This window comes from Tardiphaga robiniae, assembly GCF_013359755.1.
GTDB lineage: Bacteria > Pseudomonadota > Alphaproteobacteria > Rhizobiales > Xanthobacteraceae > Tardiphaga > Tardiphaga robiniae.
This window is the reverse complement of record NZ_JABMCJ010000076.1, coordinates 101,520-126,467: the sequence shown is the minus strand read 5'-3', so window position 1 is coordinate 126,467 and position 24,948 is coordinate 101,520. Positions and strand designations below refer to the sequence as shown.

Below are 24,948 nucleotides of genomic sequence, written 5' to 3'. Positions count from 1 at the left end.
GCCGCAAGGCGGACCGAGATTCCTCTTCCAGAAGGGCGTCAAATTCAACCGACAGCATCGCGGCGAGACGGGTCTCGTCAGATGCACCATGCGCTTGCGCGACCTGAAGGTCGACTGCGCGGGGAACAGGAAGGTTTCCATATGTCAGGCATCGTTCTATCGGCTTCGGTTCGCCAGAACCTGCTGTCGTTGCAGTCGACCGCGGACCTCTTGTCCACGACGCAGAACCGTCTTGCGACCGGCAAGAAGGTCAACACCGCGCTCGACAACCCCACGAACTTCTTCACGGCAGCAGGGCTCGACAGCCGCGCCGGCGACATCAACAGCCTGCTCGATGGCATCGGCAACGGCGTGCAGGTGTTGCAGGCGGCCAACACCGGCATCACCTCGCTGCAGAAGCTGGTCGATACCGCGAAATCGATCGCCAACCAGGCGCTGCAGATTCCGGTCGGCTATAACGCCAAGTCGTCGTTCACGACGCCGATCAATCCCGGTGCGACCGCCGACAACCTGCTGGGTACATCCACGAAGACCGACAACACCTATGTCGGCACTGTCGCGAACAACAAGAATGCCGCTGCCATCACCGGCGCCACGCTGCTGTCGGGTCTTGCCGCCACCGACTCGATTGCTACCAGCTTCGCGGCGAACGACACCATCACCGTCAACGGTCAGAGCCTGACCTTCAGAGCTTCGGGCGCGTCGGGCGCCAACGAAATCAACATCACGGACACCGTCGCTACGCTGCTGGGCAAGATCGATGCGCTGTCGGGTGGTGCGGGCTCTGCAGTCAACGCGGCAGCGCCCATCGGCGCGATCACGCTGCACACGGGTGCGGCTTCCGATCTGTCGATCACGAGCTCGAACACCGCCGCACTCGCCGGGCTCGGCCTGGGTACGTCGGTGACCCAGGCGCGGACCTCAGGTCCGACCGCCCTGGGTGGTCCGCCGGCGCTGACGCTGACGATTGCGGCGACCAATCCGTCGAGCACCGCGACGAACATCACCTTCGGTACCGCGAGCGGCCAGGTCTCTACCCTGGCGCAGCTCAACGCCGCGCTGGCGCCGAACAACCTGCAAGCCGTCATCGATCCCGCCGGCTTCATGACCATCCAGACGTCCAACGATGCGGCCTCGTCGACCATCGGCGCCATTGGCGGCACAGCCGCGGCCGTCGGCAAGCTGTTCAATGGCCTGGTGCCGAGCACTCCGGTTCAGGACTTCGCGTCGCAGACCTCGCGCGCCAATCTCGTTGCGCAGTACAACAACATCATCGATCAGATCACGACCACGTCGCAGGATGCCTCGTTCAACGGCATCAACCTGCTCGGTGGCGATCAGCTCAAGCTGGTGTTCAACGAGACCGGCAAGTCGACGCTCAACATCGCCGGCACGACCCTGACGCCGGCAGGTCTGGGTCTCAGCAAGCTCGCCAAGGGCGCGGACTTCCTCGACAATACCTCGGCGAACAACACGCTGGCTGCGCTCAACATCTCCAGCTCGGTTCTCCGCGCGCAGGCCTCGGCGCTCGGCTCCAACCTGTCGATCGTGCAGATCCGTCAGGAGTTCGCCAAGAACCTGATCAACGTGCTGCAGACCGGTTCGTCCAACCTGACGCTGGCCGACACCAATGAGGAAGCCGCGAACAGCCAGGCACTGTCGACCCGGCAGTCGATCGCGGTGTCCGCGCTGGCGCTGGCCAACCAGTCGCAGCAGAGCGTGCTCAAGCTGCTCCAGTAAGTCTGGCGGTCGCACCAAGATTACCGAACGGCGGGAGAAATCCCGCCGTTTTTCGTTGGTCGGGGTAGTCAGCGGCGCGTCGCCCGGCATCCTGGCTTTCCCCAGACTGAAGACGCCGGTCGCTGAACGCTGGTATTATTCGAATCGCAGGCGTATTTTCAGGGTTCCTGGATAGTCATGCCCGCCCGAAATGTGGCACCAGATACCGTTGGCTTTGCATGTGGCCTCACGGCCGCTGCGGGGAAGGAGAGCTGAATGCCTTTGCGAGTCGAACTGAAGCCGGGTGAGCGAATCATCATCGGTCAGAGCGTGATCACCAATTCCGATACGCGCACGGCGTTCCTGATTGATGGCGATGCGCCGATCATGCGTGAAAAGGACATCCTCACGGCGGAGACTGCAACGACGCCGGTCAAACGCGTCTATCTCTGCGTACAGATGATGTATCTGGAAAACGATATCCCAGCCTATCAGGAGCTATATCTCGGTTTCATCAAGGAATTGATTGAAGCGGTTCCGAGTTTTCGTGAAACGATCGAGGACGTCAGTAAGCTTATTTTAAGCGGCGCGCTTTACAAAGCACTCAAGGAATTGCGTCCGCTAATCAAGCGGGAAGAAGAGTTTTTGAGGTAGCGAATGTCGATCGGTGCTCAAGCTTACGCGCGTACTGCGCAGACCACGGCGACACCGAGAGACATCGAAGCCCAGGCCCTTCTGAAAGCAGCGCGCAAGTTGCAGGACGTCGTGGAAAATTGGGACCATACCGATGCTGGTCTCGACGACGCTCTTCTGTTCAATCGCAAGCTCTGGTCCATCTTCGTCGGCGATGCCATGAATGATCAGAATCCGGAATCGATCGAGATCCGGCAGAATATCGCCAATATCGGCATTTTTGTTCTGACGCAGTGCACCGCGCTTCAGCAGGTCCGCCAGGTGGAACATCTGCAAGCGCTCATCGACATCAACCGCAATATTGCGGCGGGACTGTCCGGTCGCCCGTGAGCGTGTCGACACTGTAACTTTAGCTTAATGGTTGGCGCGGCCTAATGGCGCCTGACAGGCGCGGCGATTCGAAGCCGCGTGCGACGAGGCACGATGGCAGACGCACTCAGCATTCTTGCAACGGCTTACAAGACCACCACGCCGGTCACGGCAGGCAAGTATGTGGCGGTGGATGCCGACGCCTACAAAGGCAGTTGGCAGGGCACCTACGCTAATGGAAAGAAGTTCGAGGTCGCGATTTCGCAGGTCGAAGGCTTCCGCGCGCAGGTGAAGTATCAGAGCGAGGGGACCGTGAAGTATCAGCAGGTCCTGATCAAGGATAACTCGTTTCGCGTGGGCGACACCAAGTTCCAGATGACGGCCAACAACAAGGCGACGATCAAGAACGTCGTGACCGACGCCGCTACCGGTGGCACCTATCTCGATACGGCCTTTGCAACGCGCGACGTCTGATCAGCGCATTAGATCCTGCGATCCGTCTCCATACGTCGATTCTGCAGCTTTGCGTCCTGGTTGAGCGTGTCCATGGCGCGCAGATAGGCGCGGGAGCGCAGTCGCGATTCCTCGGGATACTGATCGATCACCTGATTGGACTTCTTGTCCACAGATACGAAGACGATCTCGCCTGCGCCCTTGTCGATGATGACTTCCTTGGAGATGCGTTCGCTGTCCATCTGCTGGTAGTTCGCCGCAGAAATGTTCGGCTGCAGTACACGGGGCGCTGCTGACACGGTCTTGTCCGGGGGGAGTTGCGTAGGCACGGCTTCGCGCACCGCTTCTGGTGCGGGTCTGATGACCGGTGTGGCAACCGGTGCCCCCACCGGTTTGATATTGAAGTCGGCACCCATGGCAGCCCTCCTGGCTCCATTCGATAAATCCCGACCCGTTCCCAACCGACATTATGCACCGAACGGCTGAATCCGGTGCTTACTTGCGCGCTGCAATTTAAGTTAAAAGATAGCAATGCCGCGGCGCATCAAACGCGCCCACGGTCGCATGACCAATTATACGATCAAAGTGACCGGCTGACGACAATGGGCGTCATGTTGACCCGGCCCGGCTGAGCCTGCCGACCGGCCGCCGTATAGGTCTGCGGGATATTACGCTTCTGAACCTCGGCATTGACGCCGCGGACGATACCTTCCGATACTGCATGCGCGGTGGCGAGCACGGTCAGATTGACCTGCAGCATCGCGCGGAACACGTCATGGTGTTTGCGCAAGGCCGAAAGCAGGTCGGGCGTCGTCTGCGCGAGATATGTCTGGCTGATCTTGAGCAGCGAGATCATCGCAATGTAGCGACGCGAAATGTCCGCCTTCGGAGCTTCGAGCTTGATGGCCTCGCGGATATGGCCGTTGCGGACCAGCGTTGTCTCCTGTTCGATGACGGCGAGCAACTCGTTCATCACCTTCATGAGTTCGTCGGCGAGCTGACGGGCTTCCATCAGCGTCGCGACCGAACGCGGTGCGGCGATCGGGGCGGCTTGCTGGCGTTGCGCATTGTTCATGGCGGTGTCCTCTGCGATCAGCTGGCGCGATTGGCTTGCTGGATGATGAGTGAACGAAAGACTTCGTTGGAGATGCCGACGCCGCCGGCCTTGGCGAAGGACTTCGAATATTCGTCTGTCAGCATCGAGCGCCAGGCACCGGTGCCGGTGGTGTCGCCGAACGGGCCTTCGCCCTTGATGCCCGATGTCATCTGCGAGAACATCGTGTTGATGAACATCGCCTCGAAGTCTTCGGACTGCTTGCGCGTCTTGGCCTGAGCTTGCGGCGATACTTTCTGCAGCGCATCGATCAGGTTCTGATCGGGGCGGCCGTTGATGGTCGGGTGCTTGGCCTGATAAGCGGCGACAGCGGTGTTGACGTTCATCACATTACCTCGATGTCGGCCTGGATGGCGCCTGCGGCCTTGATGGCCTGCAGGATGCCGATCAGGTCGCGCGGGCCGATGCCGAGTCCGTTGAGGCCGTCGACGAGCTGCTGCAGCGAAACGCCGTCCTTCACCAAAGCGAATTTCTTGCCGTCTTCGGTCACGCCGACACGTGTGCTTGGCGTGACGACAGTGCGGCCGTTGGAGAATGCATTGGGCTGGCTGACATTGGCGCTCTCCGAAATCGTCACGGTGAGATTGCCTTGCGCCACGGCGACAGTGGCGACGCGGACGTCGCGGCCCATCACGATGATCCCGGAGCGTTCGTCGATGATGATCTTGGCGGCCAGATCCGGTTCGACCTGCAACTGCTCGATCTCGGTGAGTAGGGCAACAACGTTGCCCTTGAACTCCGGCGGGATCGATAGCTGCACGGTGGAAGGATCGATCGGTTCGGCGGTCTTGGATCCCAGAAAGTCGTTGACGGCGGCGGCAATGCGCTTGGCGGTGGTGAAGTCGGGGTTGCGCAGCGCGAGGCGCACATTGGGCAGGCGGTTCAGCGCGAATTCGATCTCGCGCTCGATAATGGCGCCATTGGCGATGCGGCCAACGGTCGGCACGCCGCGGGTGATGCTGGCGGCAGCGCCTTCGGCGGCAAAGCCATTGATGGCGAGGGAGCCCTGGGCAACGGCGTAGACATTGCCGTCGGCGCCGAGCAGGGGGGTGACCAGCAGGGTGCCGCCGGTCAGGTTCTTGGCATCGCCAAGCGCCGAGACGGTGACGTCCATGCGGGTGCCCTGGGTGCCGAAGGCGGGCAGGTTGCCGGTGACCATGACGGCGGCCACGTTGCCGGTGCGCAGCGTCTGGCCACGAATGTTGACGCCCATGCGTTCCAGCATCGCCTGCAGCGACTGGCGGGTGAACGGGATGTTGTTGAGGGTGTCGCCGGTGCCGTTGAGGCCGACCACGAGGCCGTAGCCGATCAGCTGGTTCTGCCGGACGCCTTCGATATTGGCAAGATCCTTGATCCGCGACGTCGCATGTGCCGACACCGCCTGCACGAGCAGCACGAGCAGCACCGCACAGGCCGTCTGACAGAATCGGATCGAAGGTAGGCTCGGCATCCTCTGCTCCCCGCTGAGGTCTTCACTGGACCGCTCGCCACTCCCATGACGACGATCCAGCCTTCACTATGCGAGTGCCGTGCCAGCGTTCTAAATCGGTATAAGACGTTGATTTATAATGTGAATGATAAAGGATCTGGGGCTGGACAAGCGGCTTGCGCTCCGGCGAAAGTGCCGCCTGCGGCAGATTTTGCCGGGCCGTTTACGATTGATTAACCATAAAAGACGACCTTTCCGGTTGGAGGTCCGTTTACGCTCGCGATGGTACTGAGCGGACGGCAAGCCGCCGTGGGCCGGGATCGGCCATCACCCTCGCTGGACACGCCGATGCGCATTTACGGACCGAACGGCACTACATTCGGAGCCCCGTCGTCAGGAGCGAAGAAAACCAGTTCGACCGGGTTTTCGTTGCCTGATGCGACACCGACCTCCGAGACCAAACCGACCGTAGCGCCCCGGGCGGCCAACAGCATCGATGCGCTTCTGGCCATGCAGAGCGTCGAAGATCCCGTGGAGCGGCGCAAGCGCTCGGTGAAGCGCGGCCGTGGCGCGCTCGATGTCCTCGACGAACTTAAGATCGGCCTGCTCACGGGCTCGATCAATCCGGCCATGGTGGCGCGGTTGCGCAGTGCGGCAGCCAACCTCAAGGAATCATCCGGCGAACCCGGTCTGGACGCCGTGCTCTCCGAGATCGAGCTCCGGGTCGAAGTTGAGCTGGCCAAGGCCGGCCAGGTCTAAGTCGGCGAGGCCGGCCCCAAGCGCGGCTGAAACCCGCATAAGCCGTATGGCTGCTCGGATGGCTCTTGGACCAATGGACCGCGCCGGGGTTGTGGTGCGCTGCAGCAGCACGGTTCCGACCATGAAACCGGGCGGTGGACGGCGGTTCTGGAGGTATCCTGACGTTATTGTCTGTCACATGACGTCGCTATATAAGCTGCGGCGCGGCCGGTCATTTCCGGCGCCTTGCACGCATAGATGGATTGGCCTTGGACAAGTTGAAAAGCTATCGCCCCTCCGAAAAAGAGCCTTTCATGAACGACCGGCAGCGCGACTATTTCCGCGCGAAATTGCTGGCCTGGAAGGAAGAAATCCTCCGTGAATCGAAACTCACCCTGCAGGCTTTGCAGGAGGAGAACGTCAATCACCCCGACCTCGCCGACCGTGCATCGTCGGAAACCGACCGCGCCATCGAACTGCGGGCGCGCGACCGGCAGCGCAAGCTGATCTCCAAGATCGACGCCGCGCTGCTGCGCATCGAGGATAATACCTACGGCTATTGCGAGGAGACCGGCGAGCCGATCTCGCTCAAGCGGCTAGAAGCCCGCCCGATCGCAACACTCTCCGTGGAAGCTCAGGAGCGCCACGAGAAGCGCGAAAAGGTCTATCGCGACGAATAGTCTTTCAGATGCCAAACGGCCGCCCCATCGGGCGGCCGTTTTTCATTTCGGAGTTCCGGAAGGCAATCACGCATGCTGTGCGATGCAGTGATCTGCGATGACTGCACTGCAGCACGGCGACATTCTTAAACACGGGAATATGAACGTCATCATTCGCCGATAGGACGTAGGCTTGCTCCAGAAAAAAACGGGAGGATGAACAATGGCTGCGCCTGCCTCTTATGATCCCGATACGATCGCGCTGATGCGGAATGTTCTTCAAAAGGTCGTCGCAAGGGTGCCGGAGCAGCACCGCACCTCCTGCAATCAGGCCGCGATCGCCTCGCGCATCCTTGCGACTGCTGCGCAGGGCCGGCGTTCTGAAGACGTCCTGACCACAGAGGCTCTTGCCGAGGTGAAGGAGATATTCACCGGACCCGCCGGGATGAGGCGACTTCATGAAGACCTGACCAGGGTCTTCGGCTGAACTCCAGAATCGAGGAGTTGCAGTGGCGCGAGCGTCGGTTCGCGCTAGCAACGCTGCGCACCGTTGCCAAGCAGGATGGTGGTCGCTACCCGTTAGTCATATGTCGGCATGAGCCGTGTGACGAGCGAAGGGACCGCCGATGGAAAAGTATCTCGCGATCGCCGAAATCCTGGCTTACGTCCGCCATAACCGCACGCCGCTCGCCGTATTGCCGCCAGACGCGGTCCCGCATGACGAGGCCGATGGCTATCGCGTACAGGACGCGCTTCACAATTTGCTGTCGCCCGATTTCGGCTTGCAGGTCGGTTACAAGATCGGCTGCACAAGCGCGGTGATGCAGCAATATCTCGGTATTTCGCATCCTTGCGCCGGCGGACTCTATATGAGCGGTGTTCATGCCGCCGGAACGTCGCTGCGCTACAACGATTATGTACATGTCGGCGTGGAGTGTGAAATTGCGGTCCAGCTCGCGAGCGATCTGATGCCGTCGGGCGAGCCGTTCACAGCTGATGACGTCGCAACAGCGATCGATGCCTACCATCCGGCTATCGAGATCGTCGATGATCGTTATGCGGACTGGCGCAGTATGGATGCGCCGACACTGATCGCAGATGATTTCTTTGCGGCAGGATGTGTTCTGGGTGCGCCTGTTACTCGTGGCAAGGCGCCTGATCTTCTGTCGGTGATTGGACGTGCCGTCGTTAACGGCACGGAAGTGGGGCGCGGCAATGGCGCCGATGTTCTTGGTCATCCACATCATGCACTGGCTTGGCTTGCCAACCATCTCGCGGCCCGAGACAAGATATTGCGCGCCGGAGACTTCGTACTGACGGGCAGCCTAGTGCAAACGGCGTGGCTCAGTGCCGGAGATCACGTCCGAATGGAATTGCTCGGACTGGGCAGCGTCGAGGTGGATTTCAAGAGCTGACGAATGATTGCGCCGCGTTTCGAGTCTGTCCAGAACGACGACGGCCTTCCGCCAGGGGAGCTGACGGAAGGCCGCGCGTGAACACCTCATCGCGTGGGAGCACGATGAGATGTGGGAGCTCGTAACGTTAGAAGGGCAGCAGCACGTCCATCACTTGCTGGCCGTAGCGCGGCTGCTGGACGTCCGAAATCTGACCGCGACCGCCATAGGCGATGCGGGCCTGGGCGATCTTGGCGCTGTCGATGGTGTTGTCGCTCTGAATGTCTTCCGGGCGCACGATGCCGGCGACGATCAGTTCGCGGATCTCGTAGTTGACGCGGATTTCCTGCTTGCCCTCGACCACGAGATTGCCGTTCGGCAGCAATTGGGTGACGACAGCGGCGACGCTGGTTTGCAACGCTTCCTGCCGTGCGACCGATCCCTTGCCGTCGCTCGACGACGATCCATCAGCCGTCAGCAGACGGCCGGGCAAGACCGAGGCGGCCGAACCTGTCAGCAGCTTGCTGCCCGCAAAGTCGGTGATCCCCGAGTTCTCCGTATTGGTGCGGCTGCGCTGGGTCTCGTTGGCGATATTGGCCTTGTCGGTGAAATTCACGGTGACCGTGAGAATGTCACCGATCTGACGCGCGCGCTGATCCTTGAAGAACGCGCGTGATCCGCTGCGCCATAGCGAGTTGGCGTTGTAGGATGCGACCTCCGGCTTTGGCATTGGCATCTGCACCGGCTTGTAGCCGGGCTGTGTCGTCGGGTTTTCGATCGCCGTGAGCGCCGGTTTCTCGCCGATGGACGCGAGACGGTCGATCGATGAACAGCCGCTGGCAGCAAGGCCGACCGTCAGAAGCGCAGCGCCGGTGGCGAAGGGACGATGGAACTGGAACATCAACTTTACTCAGCTTTTCGAGAAACAGGCACGTGGTCGTTGGCAGCAAGCGCGACGGGAGAGTTGGCAGCGGGAGAGTCGGCCAGGGGAGGTCTGGCCTGGGAGATTTTTTCGGACGGGAGAGACTCGCGGGTTGGGGCAATAGTTGGCGCGGGAGCTTCTACTTGCGCGGGGAGACGCGGCGACGGAGCGGAAACGGCGACCTGGCCGCGACCGACCACGACGCCGGAGACGGTGCGCTTGGACTGCAGGTTGATCACATTGACCACGTCGCCTTCGGTGCCGCCTTCGATGGCCTTGCCGCGGAGCGTGAGGTAGAGCCCGGCGGTTTCGTAGATCAGCGTCACCGCCTGATCGCGGGTGACGAGGTCAGGCTTGGCGAGGTCGGCATTGCGGATTGCCTGACCGGCGCGCAATTGGCGGCGGCTCTGCATGCCCACGGCGCGGTCGCGCGTTACGCCATCGTTACCGACTTCGGCTTTCGGGCGACGCTCGATGACAACATCGGAAGATTTCAGCACTTCATTGCGTTCGACGCCGCGGACCAGCACCGCCGCTTCCACGGTCTCGACGGCACTGCCGGTGAAGCGCAGCTTGGTGGCAGATACGTTGGAGTCGTTGCCAATCGCAAAGGTGACGTCGAAACGGCCGCTGCGCGCGTCGAACCGGACCGCGACGGGCTGCAGCGCGCCGGTATTGCTGGCGTCGAGCTGCAGGCCCTGGACTTCGCGATCGAAGGTCAGGCTCAGATTGGCGGCGGCACCAAGGCCGTGGCGGTTCTCCAGCGACTGCGCGACCTGGTTCTCTATATCCTTGCTCTCGATGCTGCGCGACAGCCGTGTCACGGTAATGGACTTGAGCTCGCGTGTATCGACGCCGATCACCTGATGCTGCCGCAACGCCGCGATGACCTGCGCGGTCGATAGCGTGCCGACGGTCCCCAGATCGGGCGCCCGATAGATTGCGATCTGCGCGGTGGGGCCGGCATTGTCGATGACATCGCCAATCCGCACCACGTCGCTGGACACCGTGACGTTGGCGCGCAGCGTTGGCGATGCGATGACCTCGTCGCGCTGCGCTTGGCCGAACGCAGCGGTGGCCGCAGCAGCGAGCAGGGCGGTGGCGAGGAGAAGCGAACGCATGGCTGATGTCATGATCATTCTCCTCAGCGGAACATGCCGGCGGTGGATTGCAGCATCTGGTCGGCCGCGCTGATGACCTTGGCGTTCATCTCATAGGCGCGCTGCGCGGCGATCAGGTCCGAGATTTCGGTGACGACTTCGACATTGGCCATTTCGAGGTTGCGCTGCTGCATGTCGCCGAAGCCGTCGGCATTGGCGACACCGTCCTGCGGTGGGCCGGAGGCAGGTGTTTCGGTGAACAGGTTGTCACCGATCGAATTGAGACCGGCCTTGTTGATGAAGCGGGTGAGGCTGATCTGGCCGAGAACGGTCGGGGTCGTCGAGCCCGGTACGATCACCGAGACCTGGCCCTGCGCATTGATCGAGAGTTGCGACGATGCCTGGGGAATCGAGATCGTTGGCTGCAGCAGGTTGCCCTGCGGGTTGACGATGCGGCCCTGCTGGTCAGTGGAAAACGTACCATCGCGGGTATAGGCGAAGGTGCCATCGGTGAGCTGGATCTTGAAGAAGCCTTCGCCGCGGACGGCGATATCGAGATCGCCGCCGGTTGCCGACAGCGTGCCCTGGGTCATCATGCGCGGAGTGCCGACGGTCTTCACACCGCCGCCGATGTCGACGCCGACAGGAATGACCGTGCCCTGATCCGATGCTTGCGCACCGACGCGGCGAACGTGATCGTAGATGAGGTCCTGGAATGCGGCACGCTGCTTCTTGAAGCCGGTCGTGCGCATGTTGGCGATATTGTTCGAGATGACCTGGACGTTGAGTTCCTGGGCCGCCATCCCGGTCGCGGCAGTGTAAAGAGCGCGCATGGGTCAGATTCCTTAAGCCGGAACGTCGGCAAGTTTTTCGATGGCGGAGCGCCGCGCGTCGCCTTGCGACTGCAGCATGTTGGACAGCTCGGTATAGGCGCGGGTGACGTCGATCATCCGGGTCATTTCGACGACCGAGCTGACGTTCGACTTTTCGATGAAGCCCTGGTTGAGCTTCGATGTGGTGGACGGCTGCGGATTGGCGCCGGGACCGGCCGAGAACAGGTTGGAGCCTTCCTTCACCAGCCGCTGGGGCTGCGCGAAGTTGACCATGCGAATCTTGCCGCGCACGGAGTCGATGCGGTTGATGCCTTCGAGCACCGTGACCGTGCCGTCCTGCGAGATGTTGATATCGTGGTCGGTCTGCTGGAACACGATCGGGCCATTGGCGCCGAGCACCGGTGCGCCCGATGCAGTCACGAGCTGGCCCTGCGAATTGATCTGCATGCCGCCGTCGCGGGTGTAGCGCTCGCCATTCGGGGTCTGCACCGCGAGGAAGGCGTTGCCGTCGATGGCGACATCCAGCGGATTCTTGGTCTGCTCGGTCGCGCCGCCGGTGAAATCATGCATCGTGGCGCGGTCCTGCACGAAGGACACGCGGCGGTCGCGGCCGACGAAGTTGTCTTCGCGGGCGGCCGGGCTCAGATATTCCTCGAAAATCGTCCGCTCGGCCTTGAAGCCGCTCGTGTTGATATTCGCAATGTTGTTCGCCACGACGTCCATCTGACGCCGAAGCGTCATCTGCCGCGACAGTCCGACGAGAAGCATATTCTCCATCGGTGGTTCTCCCCTAAGTTCGCGCGGGTCGCTCTCCCAAGCTCGCCGCGGATCCCGTAAACCGCACAGCTCTCCCAAGCCGCGGTTCGCAGACTACTTAGCGAAAGCCGTGCCAAGTCAAAAAGCTGATATTTTTCAATTTGTTGGTGGTTTTCAGGGCGTGAAATCAGGCGGCAGAAAGGTCTTGTTGACCATATTTGCCGGCAGAATTTTCCTAGTTGAGCGTCAAAAGAAAGATTCCGTTAACCATTGCGACCTAGCGTCACGATCACACAGGGCCTTGGGCGCTGGCAGCATTTGTATCGCGTCTTTATTGCCTGCTTTGCAGCATCGAGCTCATCCCAACCCCGGACGGGCAGGCGATGGCGGATACGGAAACTTCAGAAAGCACCCCGACTGGGGACGAGGCGGCAGCTCCCAAGAGCAAATTCAAGCTGATCGCAATCGTCGTGGGCGTGCTGGTGCTTGCAGCGGGCGGTGGCGGCTGGTTCTTCCTGAAGGGACATCCCAAGGAAGAGAAGAAAGAGGCGGCGCCGGCTGCGAAGCCGCTCGCCTTCATCGATGTGCCGGAGATTCTGGTGAACCTTGCCGGTCAGCCCGGCGAGCGCGTGCAATATCTCAAGGCCAAGATCGTGCTCGAGGTGAAGGAAGCGCCATTGGTGGCGCAGATCACGCCGTCGATGCCGCGCATCACCGACATGTTCCAGGTTTACCTGCGCGAACTGCGCACCACCGATCTGAACGGCTCCGTTGGCATGTTCCGGCTGAAGGAAGAGCTGACGCGGCGCGTCAATGCCGCGATCTCGCCCCATCACGTGAACGCTGTGCTGTTCAAGGAAATCCTCATTCAGTGAGGAATTGGATTTAGGCTGATGTCTACCGAACAGGTCGATCAGGACGCAATTGCCGCCGAGTGGGAAGCTTCTCTGGATTCAGAGGATCCCGTTGAGGCGGCGAAAGCTGCTGCTGAAAACGAACTTACCGGCACCATGGCGGAGCAATGGGCCGCCATGGTCGAGGACGGCGGTCGCGATATCGGCGGCGGCAAGAACGGCGGCGAGCGTGTTCTCTCGCAGGAAGAAATCGACAATCTCCTCGGCTTCAGCGTCAACGAGGTCCATCTCGACGAGAATTCCGGCATTCGCGCCATCATCGATTCCTCGATGGTGTCGTATGAGCGTCTGCCGATGCTCGAAATCGTGTTCGACCGTCTGGTGCGGTTGATGACGACGAGCCTGCGCAATTTCACCTCCGACAACGTCGAAGTCTCGCTCGATCGCATCACTTCGGTGCGTTTCGGCGACTATATGAATTCGATTCCGCTGCCAGCCGTGCTGTGCGTGTTCAAGGCAGAGGAGTGGGAGAATTTTGGCCTCGCTACCGTCGATTCCAGCCTGATCTATTCGATGATCGACGTGTTGCTCGGCGGCCGTCGTGGTCAGGCCTCGCTGCGCATCGAGGGCCGTCCCTATACCACCATCGAAACCAATCTGGTGAAGCGCCTGATCGAAGTCGTGCTGGCCGACGCAGAACAGGCGTTCCGGCCACTGTCGCCCGTGGCTTTCACCATCGACCGGCTTGAGACCAATCCGCGCTTTGCCGCCATCAGCCGTCCAGCCAATGCCGCAATCCTGGTGCGCCTGCATATCGACATGGAAGATCGCGGCGGCAATATCGAATTGCTGCTGCCCTATGCGACGATCGAGCCGATCCGCGCCGTGCTCATGCAGATGTTCATGGGCGAAAAATTCGGCCGTGATCCGATCTGGGAAAGCCATCTCGCCACTGAAATTGCTCAGGCCGAGATCGCCGTCGACGCCGTGCTGTATGAGGCGGAGATCCCATTGAAACAGCTGATGCTTCTCAAAGTGGGCGATACGCTGCCGCTGGAAATGCGGGCGGATGCCCTTGTTGCCGTGCGTTGCGGAGCCGTGACCTTGACTGAAGGTCGCATGGGCCGTGTCGGCGACCGCGTTGCCATTAGAGTCACGAAACAATTACGCAAGCCTAACACAACCTTCGCCATGTTTGAGAAGGCTGATGAGCAAACTAAATTGATGGAGGCACAATGAGTCATTCATTAGGAATTGTGATCGAGAGCCTGGTTGCGGTGCTTCTGATCCTGACCATCGCCTATTGCATGTTGCTCAATAAGCGCCTGAAGCGCCTCAAGGCGGACGAGCAATCGTTGAAGGCCACGATCGGCGAGCTCATCACCGTGACCGAGATCGCCGAGCGTGCGATCGGCGGACTCAAGCTTACCGTGCGCGACGTCAATGAGAATCTCGGCAGCCAGATTTCGGCGGCAACGGCGCTGGCCGATCAACTAAAAGCCCAGCTCGCCGAGAGCGACGCTGTCGTGCGCCGACTATCGAAGATCGCGGTGGCGGCACGGCCGCTCACCGAAACCGACCCTGATGCGCCGCGGGTGTCCGCAGCGCGGGCCAATGCCGCGGCAGCGCAGGCGTTTGCCGAGCGGAGGAGGCCTGACGGCATCGCTGCATGAAAGCTTTTCGGGACGTTCGTATTCTTCCTGTCGTCTTGGTGGCGGTTTTCGGGCTGGCGATTCTCAAGATCGCCGGCCTGGTGATCGATGGCGGCTACGTGTTCAACTACGATCCGCAGCCTCAGCCTACGAAAGGATCGTGGGCGCAGGAGATGTTCAACTTCCCGGGCGGCAAGCCAGCGGACGGCGACATTACCGGCTCGGTGTCAGCCAAGAAGGAAGAGCCGAAGCCCGCGGTAGCAGCGCCTGCAGCGATCGAACCGACCAGCAACCCGCCTGTCGAACTGTCTCCTCAAATCTCGCCGGCCGAACGGGCGATCCTCGAACGGCTGCAAGCGCGTCGTCAGGAGCTGGAAGCGCGTGCACGCGAGATCGACATTCGCGAGAGCCTGCTGAAGGCCGCCGAGAAGCGCATCGAAACCCGCGTCGACGAATTAAAGGGCGTCGAAGCCGGTATCAAGACGGCGAACGATCAGAAGAGCGAAGTCGATGCCGCCCGCTTCAAGGGTATCGTCACGATGTATGAAAGCATGAAGCCGAAGGACGCCGCGAAGATCTTCGACCGGCTGGAAATGCCGGTGCTGTTCGAGATCGCCTCGCAGATCGCGCCTCGGAAGATGTCCGACATTCTCGGTCTGATGCAGCCGGAAGCCGCCGAACGCCTCACCGTTGAACTGGCGCGCCGCGCCTCGGGCGGCGAACGATCTGCCGCGGCGGTCGAACTGCCCAAGATCGAAGGCAGGCCGATCCAGCAGGGCCGGAATTAAAGAAATTAATTAACAAATCCTTAGAGCGCGGAATCTAGATTCGACACAGGGCGAACGACCGGTCGTCCTTCGAGCATCGGGCTGAGAGACACTTCTGAATGGCACGGACGGCTGCCGTTGCATGTTGGACGCAAGCTCGCGCATGGACGCGGGCCGTTCGACGTTGTGCGGTCCTCGCGGGCATTGTCTGTCTTGCGTTGTCGTTCCCGGATGCCGCATCTGCGCAAGCGGTGAGGGGCACCGCCAGCATGGGCACGTCGGGCGGCTATGGCCGCATTGTGCTGAAGCTTGCCGAGGACGTGGAGTCCGAGGTGACGCAAGCCGGCACCATTCTCGTCATTCGCTTCAAGCGGCCGGTCGATATTCCTGTCGAGATTCTCGGCGACGCCGCCCCCGACTATATCGGCTCCGCGCGCCGTGATCCCGATGGCACGGCGATCCGTCTCGCGTTGTCACGCAGGGTGACCGTCAATTCGATGGCGGCGGGCGAGCGCATCTTCATCGATCTATTGCCCGACACCTGGAAGGGCATGCCGCCCGGTTTGCCGCAGGATGTGGTCAAGGAATTGTCGGAGCGTGCACGCGCGGCAGAGCGCGCCTTGCGCCAGCAACGCGCTGCCGCGGAAAGCCAGAAGAAGCCGCCGATCCGCGTGCGCGCATCCGTGCAGCCGACCTTCGTGCGCTTCGTGTTCGAGACCGGCGGCGTCGGTGTGTCGTCGGTGCTGAACGAGAAGACGCTGACGCTGACCTTCAACGCCGGTCTGGTGTTCGATCTCGCCGATGCCAAACTGTCTGCACCCGCCAATGTCGCATCGATCGGTCAGGCGATGGACGGCAACCGGACCGCCGTCGAGATCGGCTTGATCGGCGACGTCGATGTGAAGTCGTTCCGCGAGGACAAGAGCTACGTCGTCGACATCGGCTTCCAGCAGAATGAAAAGCCGTCGCCGCTGGCCAAGCTGCCGGTGGCCGCTCCTGCGGACGAGAAACCGCCAGTCGCGGTGAAGCCTCCTGAGGTCGAAAAGCCCGCCAGCGTCCCGGCACAGCGCTCCGGCGAGATCGTGCCGCCGACCTCCGAAGTGATCGCGAAAGAGATCGTTCCGGAGAAGAAAGTCGAGGTTGCGACGGCTGTACCGGCAGCGCCCGTCGCGGCAGCGAAGCCGGAAGAGCCGAAGCCAGAGGCGGCCAAGGTCGCTGAGTCACCCAAGCCTGCGCCGGCAGCCGAGCCTGTTGTCGTCGTTCCTGCGAAAGAAACACCGCCGCCTGCGCCTGTCGTTGCGGCGGCCCCTGCTGCTGCACCCGTTGCTGCTGCGTCGACCGAACCGGCGGGCATGCCGGTTGAGGTCAAGCGCAGCAGCGACGGCGTGCGCATAGCCTTTGCCTTTCCATCGCAAACGCCGGCCGCTTTGTTTCGCCGCGGCGATATCCTGTGGCTGGTGGCAGATTCGACGCGGCCCATCGACACCGCGCCGATCCGCCGCGACAGCGGATCGATCATTGCCGATGTGAGCACGATCCCGCTGGAGAAGGGGCAGGCGATCCGCATCCGCCTTAATCGCCCACAACTGGCTTCGCTCACGACCGACGATCCTGCCGGCGCGGGACAGGCCTGGTCGCTGATGCTGGCCGATACACGTCAGACGCCGTCGCAGCCGCTGTCCGCCGTGCGCAACATTGCCGATCCCTCGCGCGCCAGCGTGCAGGTGCCGTTGGCCAAGCCCGGTCTCAAGCATCGCCTGGTTGATCCGGATGCCGGCGATACGCTCAATATCATCACCGCGCTGCCACCATCGCGCGGCTTCATCCGTCGCCAGGACTTCGTTGAATTCTCGTTGCTGGAATCGATTCACGGCGTGGTGGTTCAGGTGAACTCCGACGACGTGTCCGTTGAAGCCAGTATCGACAAGGTGATGCTCACCAAGCCCGGCGGCCTGACGCTGTCGGCAGCCGATGCGGCGCCGCAGCGCGCCTCGACGGTCGCCCGGCCGATCTTCGATGTCGGCCAGTGGCGCAAGGATCAGGAAGGCCCGTTCAACGCGCGCTTCGACGAGTTGATCGACGCGATGTCATCGGCCGAAGCTAGTTCGCTGCCGCAGGCGCGGATGGATCTGGCCAAATTCTACATGGCGCGCGGCATGTATCACGAGGCCAAGGGCGTCGCCGATCTCGCGATCGCGGACACCAAGGTCGGCGAGGAAAGCCCTGTCGCGCTGATCGTCCATGCGGTGGCCAGCGCGATGATGGGGCGTCCCGAACAGACCCTGAAGGATATCGCCAATCCGGTGCTCGGGCCGGGTTACGACGGTGAATTATGGAAGGCGCTCGCCTACGCCAAACAGGAAAAATGGGTCGAGGCGCGCGAGCGTTTCAAGAATGCCGAGTTCACGCTCGCCGCGCTGCCGGCCGATCTGCAGCGTGCGGCCCTGATGCTCGCGCTGCGGGCCTCGCTCGAGGTCAAGGACTATGCCGGCGCGTCGTCGCGCGGCAGTGAGCTCGAAACGGTCGGCATCTCGCCGGAGATCAAGCCCGCGGCCATGCTGCTCAGCGGCTGGCTCGATGAGGCGCTCGGCCGCGAGAAGGATGCGCTGTCGAAGTATCAGGACGTTACCGGGTCGGTGGATCGTCAATCCGCAGCGGAAGCCAAGCTGCGCGAAATCAATTTGCGCCAGAAGCGCAACGAGATCAGCAGCGAGGACGCGCTGCATGATCTCGAAGTGCTGGCAGTGACCTGGCGCGGCGACGGCACGGAAGTGCAGGTGCTGCAGATCCTGTCGCGCATGTATGCCGAACTCGGCCGCTACAATGACTCGCTGCTGGCCGCCCGTACGGCCACCGAGCGCCAGGCCAACAGCGAAGCCGCGCGCCAGGTGCAGGATGAAGCGCAAGCGCTGTTCTCGCAAATTTATCTGTCGCCAAAGGGCGACAGCCTGCCGCCGGTCGATGCGCTGGCGATGTTCTACGAGTTTCGCGAGCTGACCCCGATCGGCCGCCGCGGCGACGAAATGATCCGCCGTCTTGCAGATCGTCTCGTGGCCGTCGATCTGCTCGATCAGGCCGCCGAGCTTCTGCAGTATCAGGTCGATCACCGTCTCGAGGGAGCTGCACGCTCGCAGGTCGCTGCGCGTCTGGCGATGGTTTATCTGATGAGCCGCAAGCCCGACCGCGCCATCGCCGCGCTGCGCACTACGCGGATTGCCGATCTCAATGGTGAGCTGCGTCAACAGCGGCTGCTGCTCGAGGCGCGGGCGCAGAGTGACATCGGCCGCCGCGAGCTGGCGCTCGACATCATCTCTCATGTCAGCGGACGCGAAGCGATCCGGCTCCGCTCGGATATCTATTGGTCGTCGCGGCGCTGGCGCGAGGCCTCCGAGCAGATCGAACTCTATTATGGCGACCGCTGGCGGGATTTCTCGCCGCTGACGCCAAGCGAAAAGAGCGACATCATCCGTGCTGTCGTGGGTTATGCGCTGGCGGAAGACGCCCTCGGTCTCGCGCGCTTCCGCGAAAAGTATGCGCCGCTGATGAATGTCGGTGCCGACAAGATCGCCTTCGACACCGCGAGCAAGCCGACCTCGACCAACTCTTCGGAATTCGCCGCCATTGCCAAGATGGCCGCGTCCGTCGATACGCTCGACGGCTTCCTGCGCGAGATGAAGACGCGCTTCCCCGAAAGTAGCGCCAAGGCGATCCTGCCGGGTGCCAGTGCGGATCCGATGCCGACCGGCTCGCTGAAGCCGCAGCCGGTCGTCAATGTCCGCAAGATCGAGATGACGCGGTAGGGGCGAGCTTCGCTACTGCCCGTAACTCTGTACCAGGCTGCCGGCCACCAGCGACCAGCCATCCACCAGCACGAAGAAGATCAGCTTGAACGGCAGTGACACCACCGCCGGTGGCAGCATCATCATGCCCATCGCCATCAAGACCGAGGCGACCACGAGATCGATGATCAGGAAGGGCAGGAACAGCAGGAAGCCGATCTCGAAAGCGCGCTTCAGCTCGGAGATCATGAAGGCCGGCACAAGGATGCGGAGCGACAGGTCGTCAGGCGTCGCTGGAACTGGCTCGCCCGACAAGTCCATGAACAGCTTGAGATCCTTCTCGCGCACGTTCTTCTGCATGAAGCCGCGCAGCGGAATGGATGCACGCACCAAAGCTTGTTCGACGGTGATGTCGTTGGAGATCAGCGGCTTGATACCGTCGTCATAGGAACGTTGCAGCACCGGTCCCATCACGAAAGCCGTAAGGAACATCGCCAGCGCGATGATCACCGAGTTCGGCGGAGCCGTCGCTGTACCCAATGCGGTGCGCAGCAGCGACAGCACGACCACGATGCGTGTGAATGACGTCATCATGATCAGGATCGACGGTGCGATCGACAGCACCGTCAACAACGCGATCATCTGCACGGCACGTTCGGTAACGCCGCCGCCACCGCCGCCGAGATTGATGCTGATGTCCTGCGCCATCGCGGGACCTGTGAGGGTCCCGGCGGCGATCAGAACTGAAAGGAAAAATACTCTACGCGGGAGGTTCGCCGAACTCACGAACTGGACTTCGGCCGTCCCAGCAGGGAGGCCATCTCGTCTTCGAGATTTTCAAAACCCGATTTGACCGGCGGGACGACCGGCGGCGCCTCCGCACGGGCAGGGCTGGCGATCGAGACTTCCGGCGACCGCGAAGCCGGACGGATCGATGGTGCCTCAGGCGCCACCGACGGAGCGCCGACCCGGGGCTCAGGCGCATCCTGACGGGTTTCGCCGGCAGGACGGCGCAAGGCTGCTTCGAGGCGCTGCGCCATATCGGCGAGGTTCTGATCAGCAGACGACACGGGGGCTGCCGGAGCGGGTGCAGGGACCGGTGCGGGTGGCGCGACGACCGGGGCGGGCGCCGGGGCAGCAACAACCGGAGCGGGCGGGGTCGGTGCTGCTGCGACGGGACGGTCCGGCGTGCGGGGCTGCGGCGTGGTGCGGATCGGCGGATCGGCACGCATCGGGCGCGGCATCATCGGCTCGCTACGTGGCATCTCGGCACGTGGCATTTCACTTCGCGGAATCGGCCGCTGCGGAAAAAGGTCATTGCGTGGCGCCGGTTCGGGGCGCGGCGCAGGCTCTGGCGCGAGGCTGGCCACCGGATCGGGACGACGCTCCGGCAAAGGCGCGGCCGGGCGGCGTGGCTCTTCGATAAAGGAGGGGCGCGCGGGGCGGGGCGCCGGCTCCGGCACATGCGGTTCGGAATCGAAGCCGGAGTCGTTGCTCTCTGCCCAGCTCGGGGCTTCAGGCAGCGATGGGCCACGGCTTGCCACATCGGCGGCGAGGCCGCCGCGCTGCGGGGCCTGCTCGCGGCCGGGCATGGCGCGGACGATATTGGGCTCGACGACGATGTCCGACGGGCCACCGATCATCAGCAAATGTTCGACATTGTCGCGGCGGACCAGCACCAGGCGGCGGCGGCCGTCCACGGCGGCGGCGTCGATCACCGCGAGCCGCGGCAAGCGCCCGCGGCTGGTGTTGTTGCCCAGCCGATTGCCGGCGAATCGGCGCACCAGCCAGGCGGTAAGCCCGATCAGCGCCAGCACGACAACGAAGGCCAAGATAAATTGCACCGATGATTGCATCATAAAGTCCCCAGCCAGACAGGGTGGCTGCAACGTCCACGTCCAGAGTCAGAGGTGTCATACCCCCGCACGCCCCGCACGCAGCGTGAATCACGCCCCATCTGTTAACGCCCCACGGCAGAACCTGCCGTTGGTTAATAATAAACTATGAATCGCTGCAGCCAAAACGACTTCTGCCGCCCCGTCGTATGGCCGATGGGGATGGTTAATCGGCCAATTCAGGCGAAAAAGCGTTGGCAGTTGCGAAAAACGTCAATTTTGCAGCATTCATTTACGGTTCGGTAACAAGTACCGCCGGAAATTAACTTCGTATTAACCATGCAGGCGGCAAATTCTGCCTAGCTCAGGACACTCCGTCCGGGCGGGCGGAGAAGGCCGATGGCGATCAGCGACATGCCGATGTTGTCGGCGCTGCGCACCAAGATGCAGTGGCATCAGGAGCGCCAGCGTGTGCTGGCCGAAAATATCTCGAATTCGGACACTCCGAACTTCCGCCCCCGCGATCTCGTGGAACCGAAATTCGACAAGGCCGGGAACACGTCCGTCACCGCCGGCGGTATGGGCTCGCTGCCGATGATGCGCGCCGCCGGCACCAACATCCTGCCGACCGGAGGCTCGGCCTCTTTCAACCAGAACAGCCGGGTCGGCTACGAGACCCGCCCCGCCGGCAATGCCGTCAATCTGGAAGACGAGATGCTCAAGGTCTCGGCCAACCAGATGGACTATGCCGCCGCGACCTCGCTCTACACCCGCAGCCTCGGTCTGTTGAAGACAGCTATCGGCAAGCGCTGACGCCGCCGCGCGCATAAAGGGAGCTCATCATGGCAGACGATATTAGCGACTTCTCGCGGTCCATGGGCATCGCGACCTCCGGTCTGCGCGCCCAGGCGGGCCGCATGCGGGTGATTTCGGAAAACATCGCCAATGCGCAGTCCACAGCGCAGACTTCGGGCGGTGACCCCTATCGCCGCAAGGTGCCGACCTTCAAATCGGAGCTGGACCGCTCGCTGGATGCCCGCATCGTCGGCCTCGGCCGCATCAGGCCCGACCAGTCTGCGTTTCCCACGCGCTACGAGCCCGGCAATCCCGCGGCGGATGCCGCCGGTAACGTCAAATACCCCAACGTGAATTCGCTGGTGGAAATGACGGACATGAAGGAAGCGCAGCGCTCCTACGAAGCCAATCTCAACATCATCAGCGCCACGCGCCGGATGATCCAACGTACGCTCGACATCCTCAAGGCCTGAACAGGACAGCTGAACCATGGCAACTCCCTCTGTCGCCGCCAATGCTTACTCGGCTCTCTCGCGCATCATGGACGCCGGTGGTGGCGTCGGTGGTGGTCTCAACAAGGCGGCGGACGCCGGTGGTGGTCAGTCGTTCGGCGCGGTCCTCAAGGACGCGCTGGGCAGCGTGCTCGATTCCGGCCGCAAGTCGGATGCTCAGACCATCGCAATGGCCAACGGCAAGGCCAATGTGATGGACGTGGTCACGGCAGTTGCGGAAACCGACGTCGCCGTGTCGACGCTGGTCTCGGTGCGCGATCGCGTCATCCAGTCCTACGAAGACATCATGAAGATGCCGATCTGATCCTCCTCATCACGAACACCGCGTAACACAAGGATTACTGCAATGACCGGCCCCGAAACTCTCGACGTTGCCCGCGATGCGATCTGGACGATTGTGATCGTGTCCGGTCCGCTGATGGTCGTGGGCCTCCTGGTCGGCGTCGTCGTGTCGCTGGTGCAGGCGCTGACCCAGATCCAGGAACAGTCGCTGGTCTTCGTGCCGAAGATTCTCGCGGTCTTTGCCACCATGATGCTGACGCTCCCGTTCATGGGGGACGCATTGTCGAGCTACATGTTGCGGATATCGTCGCGAATCATCGGGGGGTGATGCACAATCCCGTATGCGCATCGATGTCTCGCTTCTGCCCGCTCTCGCCGCTGCCTTCATGCTGGCCTTCGCCCGCATCGGTACGATGGTGATGTTGATGCCGGGCTTTGGCGAAACCAACATTCCCGCACGGGCCAAGCTGTCGATCGCATTGGGACTGACCCTTCTCATGCTGCCAGCGCATCGCGGCGCTTATAACGTCGATATGGGATCGATCGTGCCGATGCTGGTGATGCTGGTGCATGAGATCATCATCGGCGTCGTGCTCGGCGCCACCGCGCGCGTCACGCTGTCGGCGCTGCAGGTCGCCGGATCAATCATCGCGCAGCAACTCGGTCTCGGCTTCGTCACCTCGGTGGATCCGACGCAGGGTCAGCAGGGCGTGCTGATCGGCAATTTTCTCACGATGCTCGGCATCACGATGCTGTTCGCCACCGATACGCATCACCTTGTGATCGCCGCCATTAATGACAGCTACAAGATTTTCGCGCCCGGCGAGATCATGTCGACTGGCGATGTGGCGAAGCTCGCGACCAATGCCTTCGCGGCGGCGTTCAAGATCGGCACGCAGCTTGCTGCGCCTTTCCTGGTGTTCGGCCTCGTCTTCAACATGGGGCTTGGCGTGCTGGCACGGCTGATGCCGCAGATGCAGGTCTATTTCGTCGGTGTACCGCTTTCGATCATGATCGGCTTCCTGATCTTCGCCGTCGTGCTCGCGACCATGATGGGGACCTACCTCGAATACGTCACCGGCGTCATGCAACAAATGATGCCGCGGATATAGGGGCGCGCGGATGGCCGACGACGATTCCGAGAAGACACATGACCCCACGCAAAAAAAGCTCGACGATGCCCACGAACGCGGCGACGTAGCTAAAAGCCAGGAGGTCAATACCTGGTTCCTGCTGGCGGGTGCGACGCTGGTCTTGTCGACCTTCAACGGCTCGGTCGGCGGCGGGCTGCAAACGCCGCTTAAAAATCTTCTGCAAAATTCCTGGATGATACGGACCGACGGGCCTGGACTACTACTGCTGGCCAAGAGTCTCTGCATGTCCATCTTGTCCACCATGGGCATGCCGATCCTGTTTCTCGTGATCGCCGCGCTTGCCGGCAATCTGATCCAGCACCGGCTGGTGTTCTCCACCGAAGGTCTGGTGCCCAAGTTCAGCAAGCTGTCGCCGATGGAAGGCGCCAAGCGCGTCTTCGGCAAGCAGGCGCTGGCCAATTTTCTGAAGGGGCTGTTCAAGCTCGTCCTGCTCGGCGCCGTGATGTGCGCGGTGCTGTGGCCCGAGCGGTTTCGTCTGGATGCGCTGATCCATATCGATCCGTCGGCGATCCTCGGCATCACCACATCGCTGACACTGCAGCTGATGGGTTCGGTGGTGGCGATGCTTGCCTTCGTCGCCATTGCCGACTTCTTCTTCCAGTACCGCACCTGGTACGAGAAGCTGAAGATGTCGCTGCAGGAAGTGAAGGAAGAATACAAGCAGTCCGAGGGCGACCCCCACATCAAGGGCAAGATCAAGCAGCTGCGTCAGCAGAACATGAAGAAGCGCATGATGGCAGCGGTGCCGAAGGCGTCGGTGATCATCACCAACCCGACGCACTACGCCGTGGCGCTGTCCTATGAGCGCGGCATGACCGCGCCGATCTGTGTCGCCAAGGGCGTCGACAACATCGCGCTGAAGATCAGGGAAGTTGCCGGCAAGCACGACATTCCGATCGTCGAGAACGTGCCGCTGGCGCGCGCGCTTTACGCCACCGTCGAGATCGACGAGGAAATTCCGGGCGAACACTACCATGCGGTGGCCGAAGTCATTGGCTACGTCATGGGCCTGAAGCGTGGCCTGTCCGGGCGCCCGTCATGATTCGGCAAAGCGCCTGGCAAAGGGCCGGGCAAGGGGCCGGGAACGTGTTGCGAATCGGCGGATTGGAAGCGAATAGGCCGACGCGGCGCTTGCGTAAGGCCAGCCGATTGATGCACTCAGGAGGCGCGCAAACCCGCGCTGCCGCAACTGCCAACAG

29 protein-coding genes are annotated in these 24,948 nt (G+C 62.0%); 19 read left to right on the top strand and 10 right to left on the bottom strand.

All coding sequences use genetic code 11. The features are described from left to right. The first annotated feature begins 141 nt into the window (after window positions 1-141). The 4 genes from HP556_RS08095 (at window position 142) to HP556_RS08080 (ending at window position 3,195) form a co-directional block, all read left to right on the top strand. Complete coding sequence (locus HP556_RS08095; RefSeq protein WP_175366563.1) at window positions 142-1,740, top strand: flagellin N-terminal helical domain-containing protein; 1,599 nt, start codon at window positions 142-144, stop codon at window positions 1,738-1,740. Window positions 1,741-1,995: 255 nt separating this feature from the next. Continuing rightward, window positions 1,996-2,373 carry a flagellar biosynthesis repressor FlbT gene (flbT, locus tag HP556_RS08090; RefSeq protein WP_089265190.1) on the top strand — a complete coding sequence of 126 codons (378 nt, stop codon included), beginning with the start codon at window positions 1,996-1,998 and terminating at the stop codon, window positions 2,371-2,373. 3 nt (window positions 2,374-2,376) lie between these two features. After that, complete coding sequence (gene flaF / locus HP556_RS08085) at window positions 2,377-2,742, top strand: flagellar biosynthesis regulator FlaF (protein WP_068735623.1); 366 nt, start codon at window positions 2,377-2,379, stop codon at window positions 2,740-2,742. Window positions 2,743-2,835: 93 nt separating this feature from the next. Next, window positions 2,836-3,195, top strand: a complete 360-nt coding sequence (locus HP556_RS08080; RefSeq protein ID WP_175366562.1) for a hypothetical protein — start codon at window positions 2,836-2,838, stop codon at window positions 3,193-3,195. Window positions 3,196-3,203: 8 nt separating this feature from the next. On the opposite strand, the gene HP556_RS08075 is transcribed toward HP556_RS08080, so the two are convergent. From HP556_RS08075 to HP556_RS08060, 4 genes are all read right to left on the bottom strand, one after another. After that, window positions 3,204-3,590 (bottom strand): hypothetical protein, encoded by a 387-nt coding sequence (locus HP556_RS08075; RefSeq protein ID WP_175366561.1) that lies wholly within the window; start codon window positions 3,588-3,590, stop codon window positions 3,204-3,206. Window positions 3,591-3,754: 164 nt separating this feature from the next. Then, window positions 3,755-4,249 carry a hypothetical protein gene (locus HP556_RS08070; RefSeq protein WP_175366560.1) on the bottom strand — a complete coding sequence of 165 codons (495 nt, stop codon included), beginning with the start codon at window positions 4,247-4,249 and terminating at the stop codon, window positions 3,755-3,757. Between the two features lie 17 nt (window positions 4,250-4,266). Beyond that, the gene (gene flgJ / locus HP556_RS08065) at window positions 4,267-4,614 is read right to left on the bottom strand and encodes a flagellar assembly peptidoglycan hydrolase FlgJ (RefSeq protein ID WP_089265185.1); all 348 of its coding nucleotides are present in this window, start codon (window positions 4,612-4,614) and stop codon (window positions 4,267-4,269) included. Beyond that, a complete protein-coding gene (locus tag HP556_RS08060) occupies window positions 4,614-5,738 on the bottom strand; it encodes a flagellar basal body P-ring protein FlgI (protein ID WP_089265184.1) in 1,125 nt (374 codons plus the stop codon). Before HP556_RS08060 ends, flgJ begins: the two co-directional genes overlap by 1 nt. Window positions 5,739-6,065: 327 nt before the next feature. On the opposite strand from HP556_RS08060, the gene HP556_RS08055 reads away from it, so the two are divergent. The 4 genes from HP556_RS08055 (at window position 6,066) to HP556_RS08040 (ending at window position 8,529) form a co-directional block, all read left to right on the top strand. Next, complete coding sequence (locus HP556_RS08055; protein ID WP_175366559.1) at window positions 6,066-6,476, top strand: flagellar assembly protein FliX; 411 nt, start codon at window positions 6,066-6,068, stop codon at window positions 6,474-6,476. A 248-nt stretch (window positions 6,477-6,724) separates the two neighbouring features. Then, window positions 6,725-7,135, top strand: a complete 411-nt coding sequence (gene dksA, locus HP556_RS08050) for an RNA polymerase-binding protein DksA (RefSeq protein ID WP_068735634.1) — start codon at window positions 6,725-6,727, stop codon at window positions 7,133-7,135. Window positions 7,136-7,337: 202 nt separating this feature from the next. Continuing rightward, entirely contained in the window at window positions 7,338-7,601 is a 264-nt protein-coding gene (locus tag HP556_RS08045; protein WP_120291376.1) for a hypothetical protein, read from the top strand. Window positions 7,602-7,740: 139 nt separating this feature from the next. Then, window positions 7,741-8,529, top strand: coding sequence for a 2-keto-4-pentenoate hydratase (locus HP556_RS08040; RefSeq protein ID WP_175366558.1), 789 nt, complete (start codon window positions 7,741-7,743; stop codon window positions 8,527-8,529). Window positions 8,530-8,656: 127 nt separating this feature from the next. On the opposite strand, the gene flgH is transcribed toward HP556_RS08040, so the two are convergent. From flgH to flgF, 4 genes are read right to left on the bottom strand one after another with little or no spacing between them, the layout of a single operon-like run. After that, window positions 8,657-9,409, bottom strand: a complete 753-nt coding sequence (flgH, locus tag HP556_RS08035; protein WP_068736258.1) for a flagellar basal body L-ring protein FlgH — start codon at window positions 9,407-9,409, stop codon at window positions 8,657-8,659. A 5-nt stretch (window positions 9,410-9,414) separates the two neighbouring features. Further along, window positions 9,415-10,569, bottom strand: a complete 1,155-nt coding sequence (gene flgA / locus HP556_RS08030) for a flagellar basal body P-ring formation chaperone FlgA (RefSeq protein ID WP_175366557.1) — start codon at window positions 10,567-10,569, stop codon at window positions 9,415-9,417. Window positions 10,570-10,574: 5 nt separating this feature from the next. Beyond that, entirely contained in the window at window positions 10,575-11,363 is a 789-nt protein-coding gene (gene flgG, locus HP556_RS08025) for a flagellar basal-body rod protein FlgG (protein WP_089265180.1), read from the bottom strand. Window positions 11,364-11,375: 12 nt separating this feature from the next. Beyond that, window positions 11,376-12,140: a flagellar basal-body rod protein FlgF gene (gene flgF, locus HP556_RS08020; protein ID WP_089265179.1), complete on the bottom strand. Its 765-nt coding sequence runs from the start codon at window positions 12,138-12,140 to the stop codon at window positions 11,376-11,378. Window positions 12,141-12,502: 362 nt separating this feature from the next. On the opposite strand from flgF, the gene fliL reads away from it, so the two are divergent. From fliL to HP556_RS07995, 5 genes are all read left to right on the top strand, one after another. Next, window positions 12,503-12,994 carry a flagellar basal body-associated protein FliL gene (fliL, locus tag HP556_RS08015; protein ID WP_175366556.1) on the top strand — a complete coding sequence of 164 codons (492 nt, stop codon included), beginning with the start codon at window positions 12,503-12,505 and terminating at the stop codon, window positions 12,992-12,994. Between the two features lie 18 nt (window positions 12,995-13,012). Continuing rightward, window positions 13,013-14,212, top strand: coding sequence for a flagellar motor switch protein FliM (fliM, locus tag HP556_RS08010; protein WP_410001823.1), 1,200 nt, complete (start codon window positions 13,013-13,015; stop codon window positions 14,210-14,212). After that, entirely contained in the window at window positions 14,209-14,646 is a 438-nt protein-coding gene (locus HP556_RS08005; protein ID WP_089265176.1) for a DUF6468 domain-containing protein, read from the top strand. Before fliM ends, HP556_RS08005 begins: the two co-directional genes overlap by 4 nt. Continuing rightward, window positions 14,643-15,413 carry a MotE family protein gene (locus HP556_RS08000; RefSeq protein ID WP_068735654.1) on the top strand — a complete coding sequence of 257 codons (771 nt, stop codon included), beginning with the start codon at window positions 14,643-14,645 and terminating at the stop codon, window positions 15,411-15,413. Before HP556_RS08005 ends, HP556_RS08000 begins: the two co-directional genes overlap by 4 nt. A 248-nt stretch (window positions 15,414-15,661) precedes the next feature. After that, window positions 15,662-19,192 carry a tetratricopeptide repeat protein gene (locus HP556_RS07995; protein WP_338117546.1) on the top strand — a complete coding sequence of 1,177 codons (3,531 nt, stop codon included), beginning with the start codon at window positions 15,662-15,664 and terminating at the stop codon, window positions 19,190-19,192. A 12-nt stretch (window positions 19,193-19,204) separates the two neighbouring features. Here the strand turns inward: HP556_RS07995 and fliP are convergent, their stop codons facing one another. Together fliP and HP556_RS07985 are read right to left on the bottom strand one after the other, a co-directional pair. Then, window positions 19,205-19,957 (bottom strand): flagellar type III secretion system pore protein FliP, encoded by a 753-nt coding sequence (gene fliP / locus HP556_RS07990; RefSeq protein WP_089265173.1) that lies wholly within the window; start codon window positions 19,955-19,957, stop codon window positions 19,205-19,207. After that, window positions 19,954-21,030: a flagellar biosynthetic protein FliO gene (locus HP556_RS07985; protein ID WP_175366554.1), complete on the bottom strand. Its 1,077-nt coding sequence runs from the start codon at window positions 21,028-21,030 to the stop codon at window positions 19,954-19,956. Before HP556_RS07985 ends, fliP begins: the two co-directional genes overlap by 4 nt. 375 nt (window positions 21,031-21,405) lie before the next feature. Here HP556_RS07985 and flgB point away from each other — a divergent pair, with 375 nt between their 5' ends. Genes flgB through flhB form a run of 6 tightly spaced genes read left to right on the top strand, consistent with a single transcriptional unit; the run spans window position 21,406 to window position 24,791 of the window. Next, window positions 21,406-21,819 (top strand): flagellar basal body rod protein FlgB, encoded by a 414-nt coding sequence (gene flgB / locus HP556_RS07980; RefSeq protein WP_093756616.1) that lies wholly within the window; start codon window positions 21,406-21,408, stop codon window positions 21,817-21,819. 29 nt (window positions 21,820-21,848) lie between these two features. Further along, window positions 21,849-22,274, top strand: a complete 426-nt coding sequence (gene flgC, locus HP556_RS07975; RefSeq protein ID WP_089265171.1) for a flagellar basal body rod protein FlgC — start codon at window positions 21,849-21,851, stop codon at window positions 22,272-22,274. A 16-nt stretch (window positions 22,275-22,290) separates the two neighbouring features. Next, window positions 22,291-22,617 carry a flagellar hook-basal body complex protein FliE gene (gene fliE, locus HP556_RS07970; RefSeq protein ID WP_068735666.1) on the top strand — a complete coding sequence of 109 codons (327 nt, stop codon included), beginning with the start codon at window positions 22,291-22,293 and terminating at the stop codon, window positions 22,615-22,617. A 42-nt stretch (window positions 22,618-22,659) separates the two neighbouring features. Further along, window positions 22,660-22,923, top strand: coding sequence for a flagellar biosynthesis protein FliQ (fliQ, locus tag HP556_RS07965; protein WP_068735669.1), 264 nt, complete (start codon window positions 22,660-22,662; stop codon window positions 22,921-22,923). A 13-nt stretch (window positions 22,924-22,936) separates the two neighbouring features. Continuing rightward, the gene (fliR, locus tag HP556_RS07960) at window positions 22,937-23,707 is read left to right on the top strand and encodes a flagellar biosynthetic protein FliR (protein ID WP_175366553.1); all 771 of its coding nucleotides are present in this window, start codon (window positions 22,937-22,939) and stop codon (window positions 23,705-23,707) included. Window positions 23,708-23,717: 10 nt separating this feature from the next. Further along, window positions 23,718-24,791 (top strand): flagellar biosynthesis protein FlhB, encoded by a 1,074-nt coding sequence (gene flhB / locus HP556_RS07955; RefSeq protein WP_089265170.1) that lies wholly within the window; start codon window positions 23,718-23,720, stop codon window positions 24,789-24,791. Window positions 24,792-24,948 lie beyond the last annotated feature (157 nt).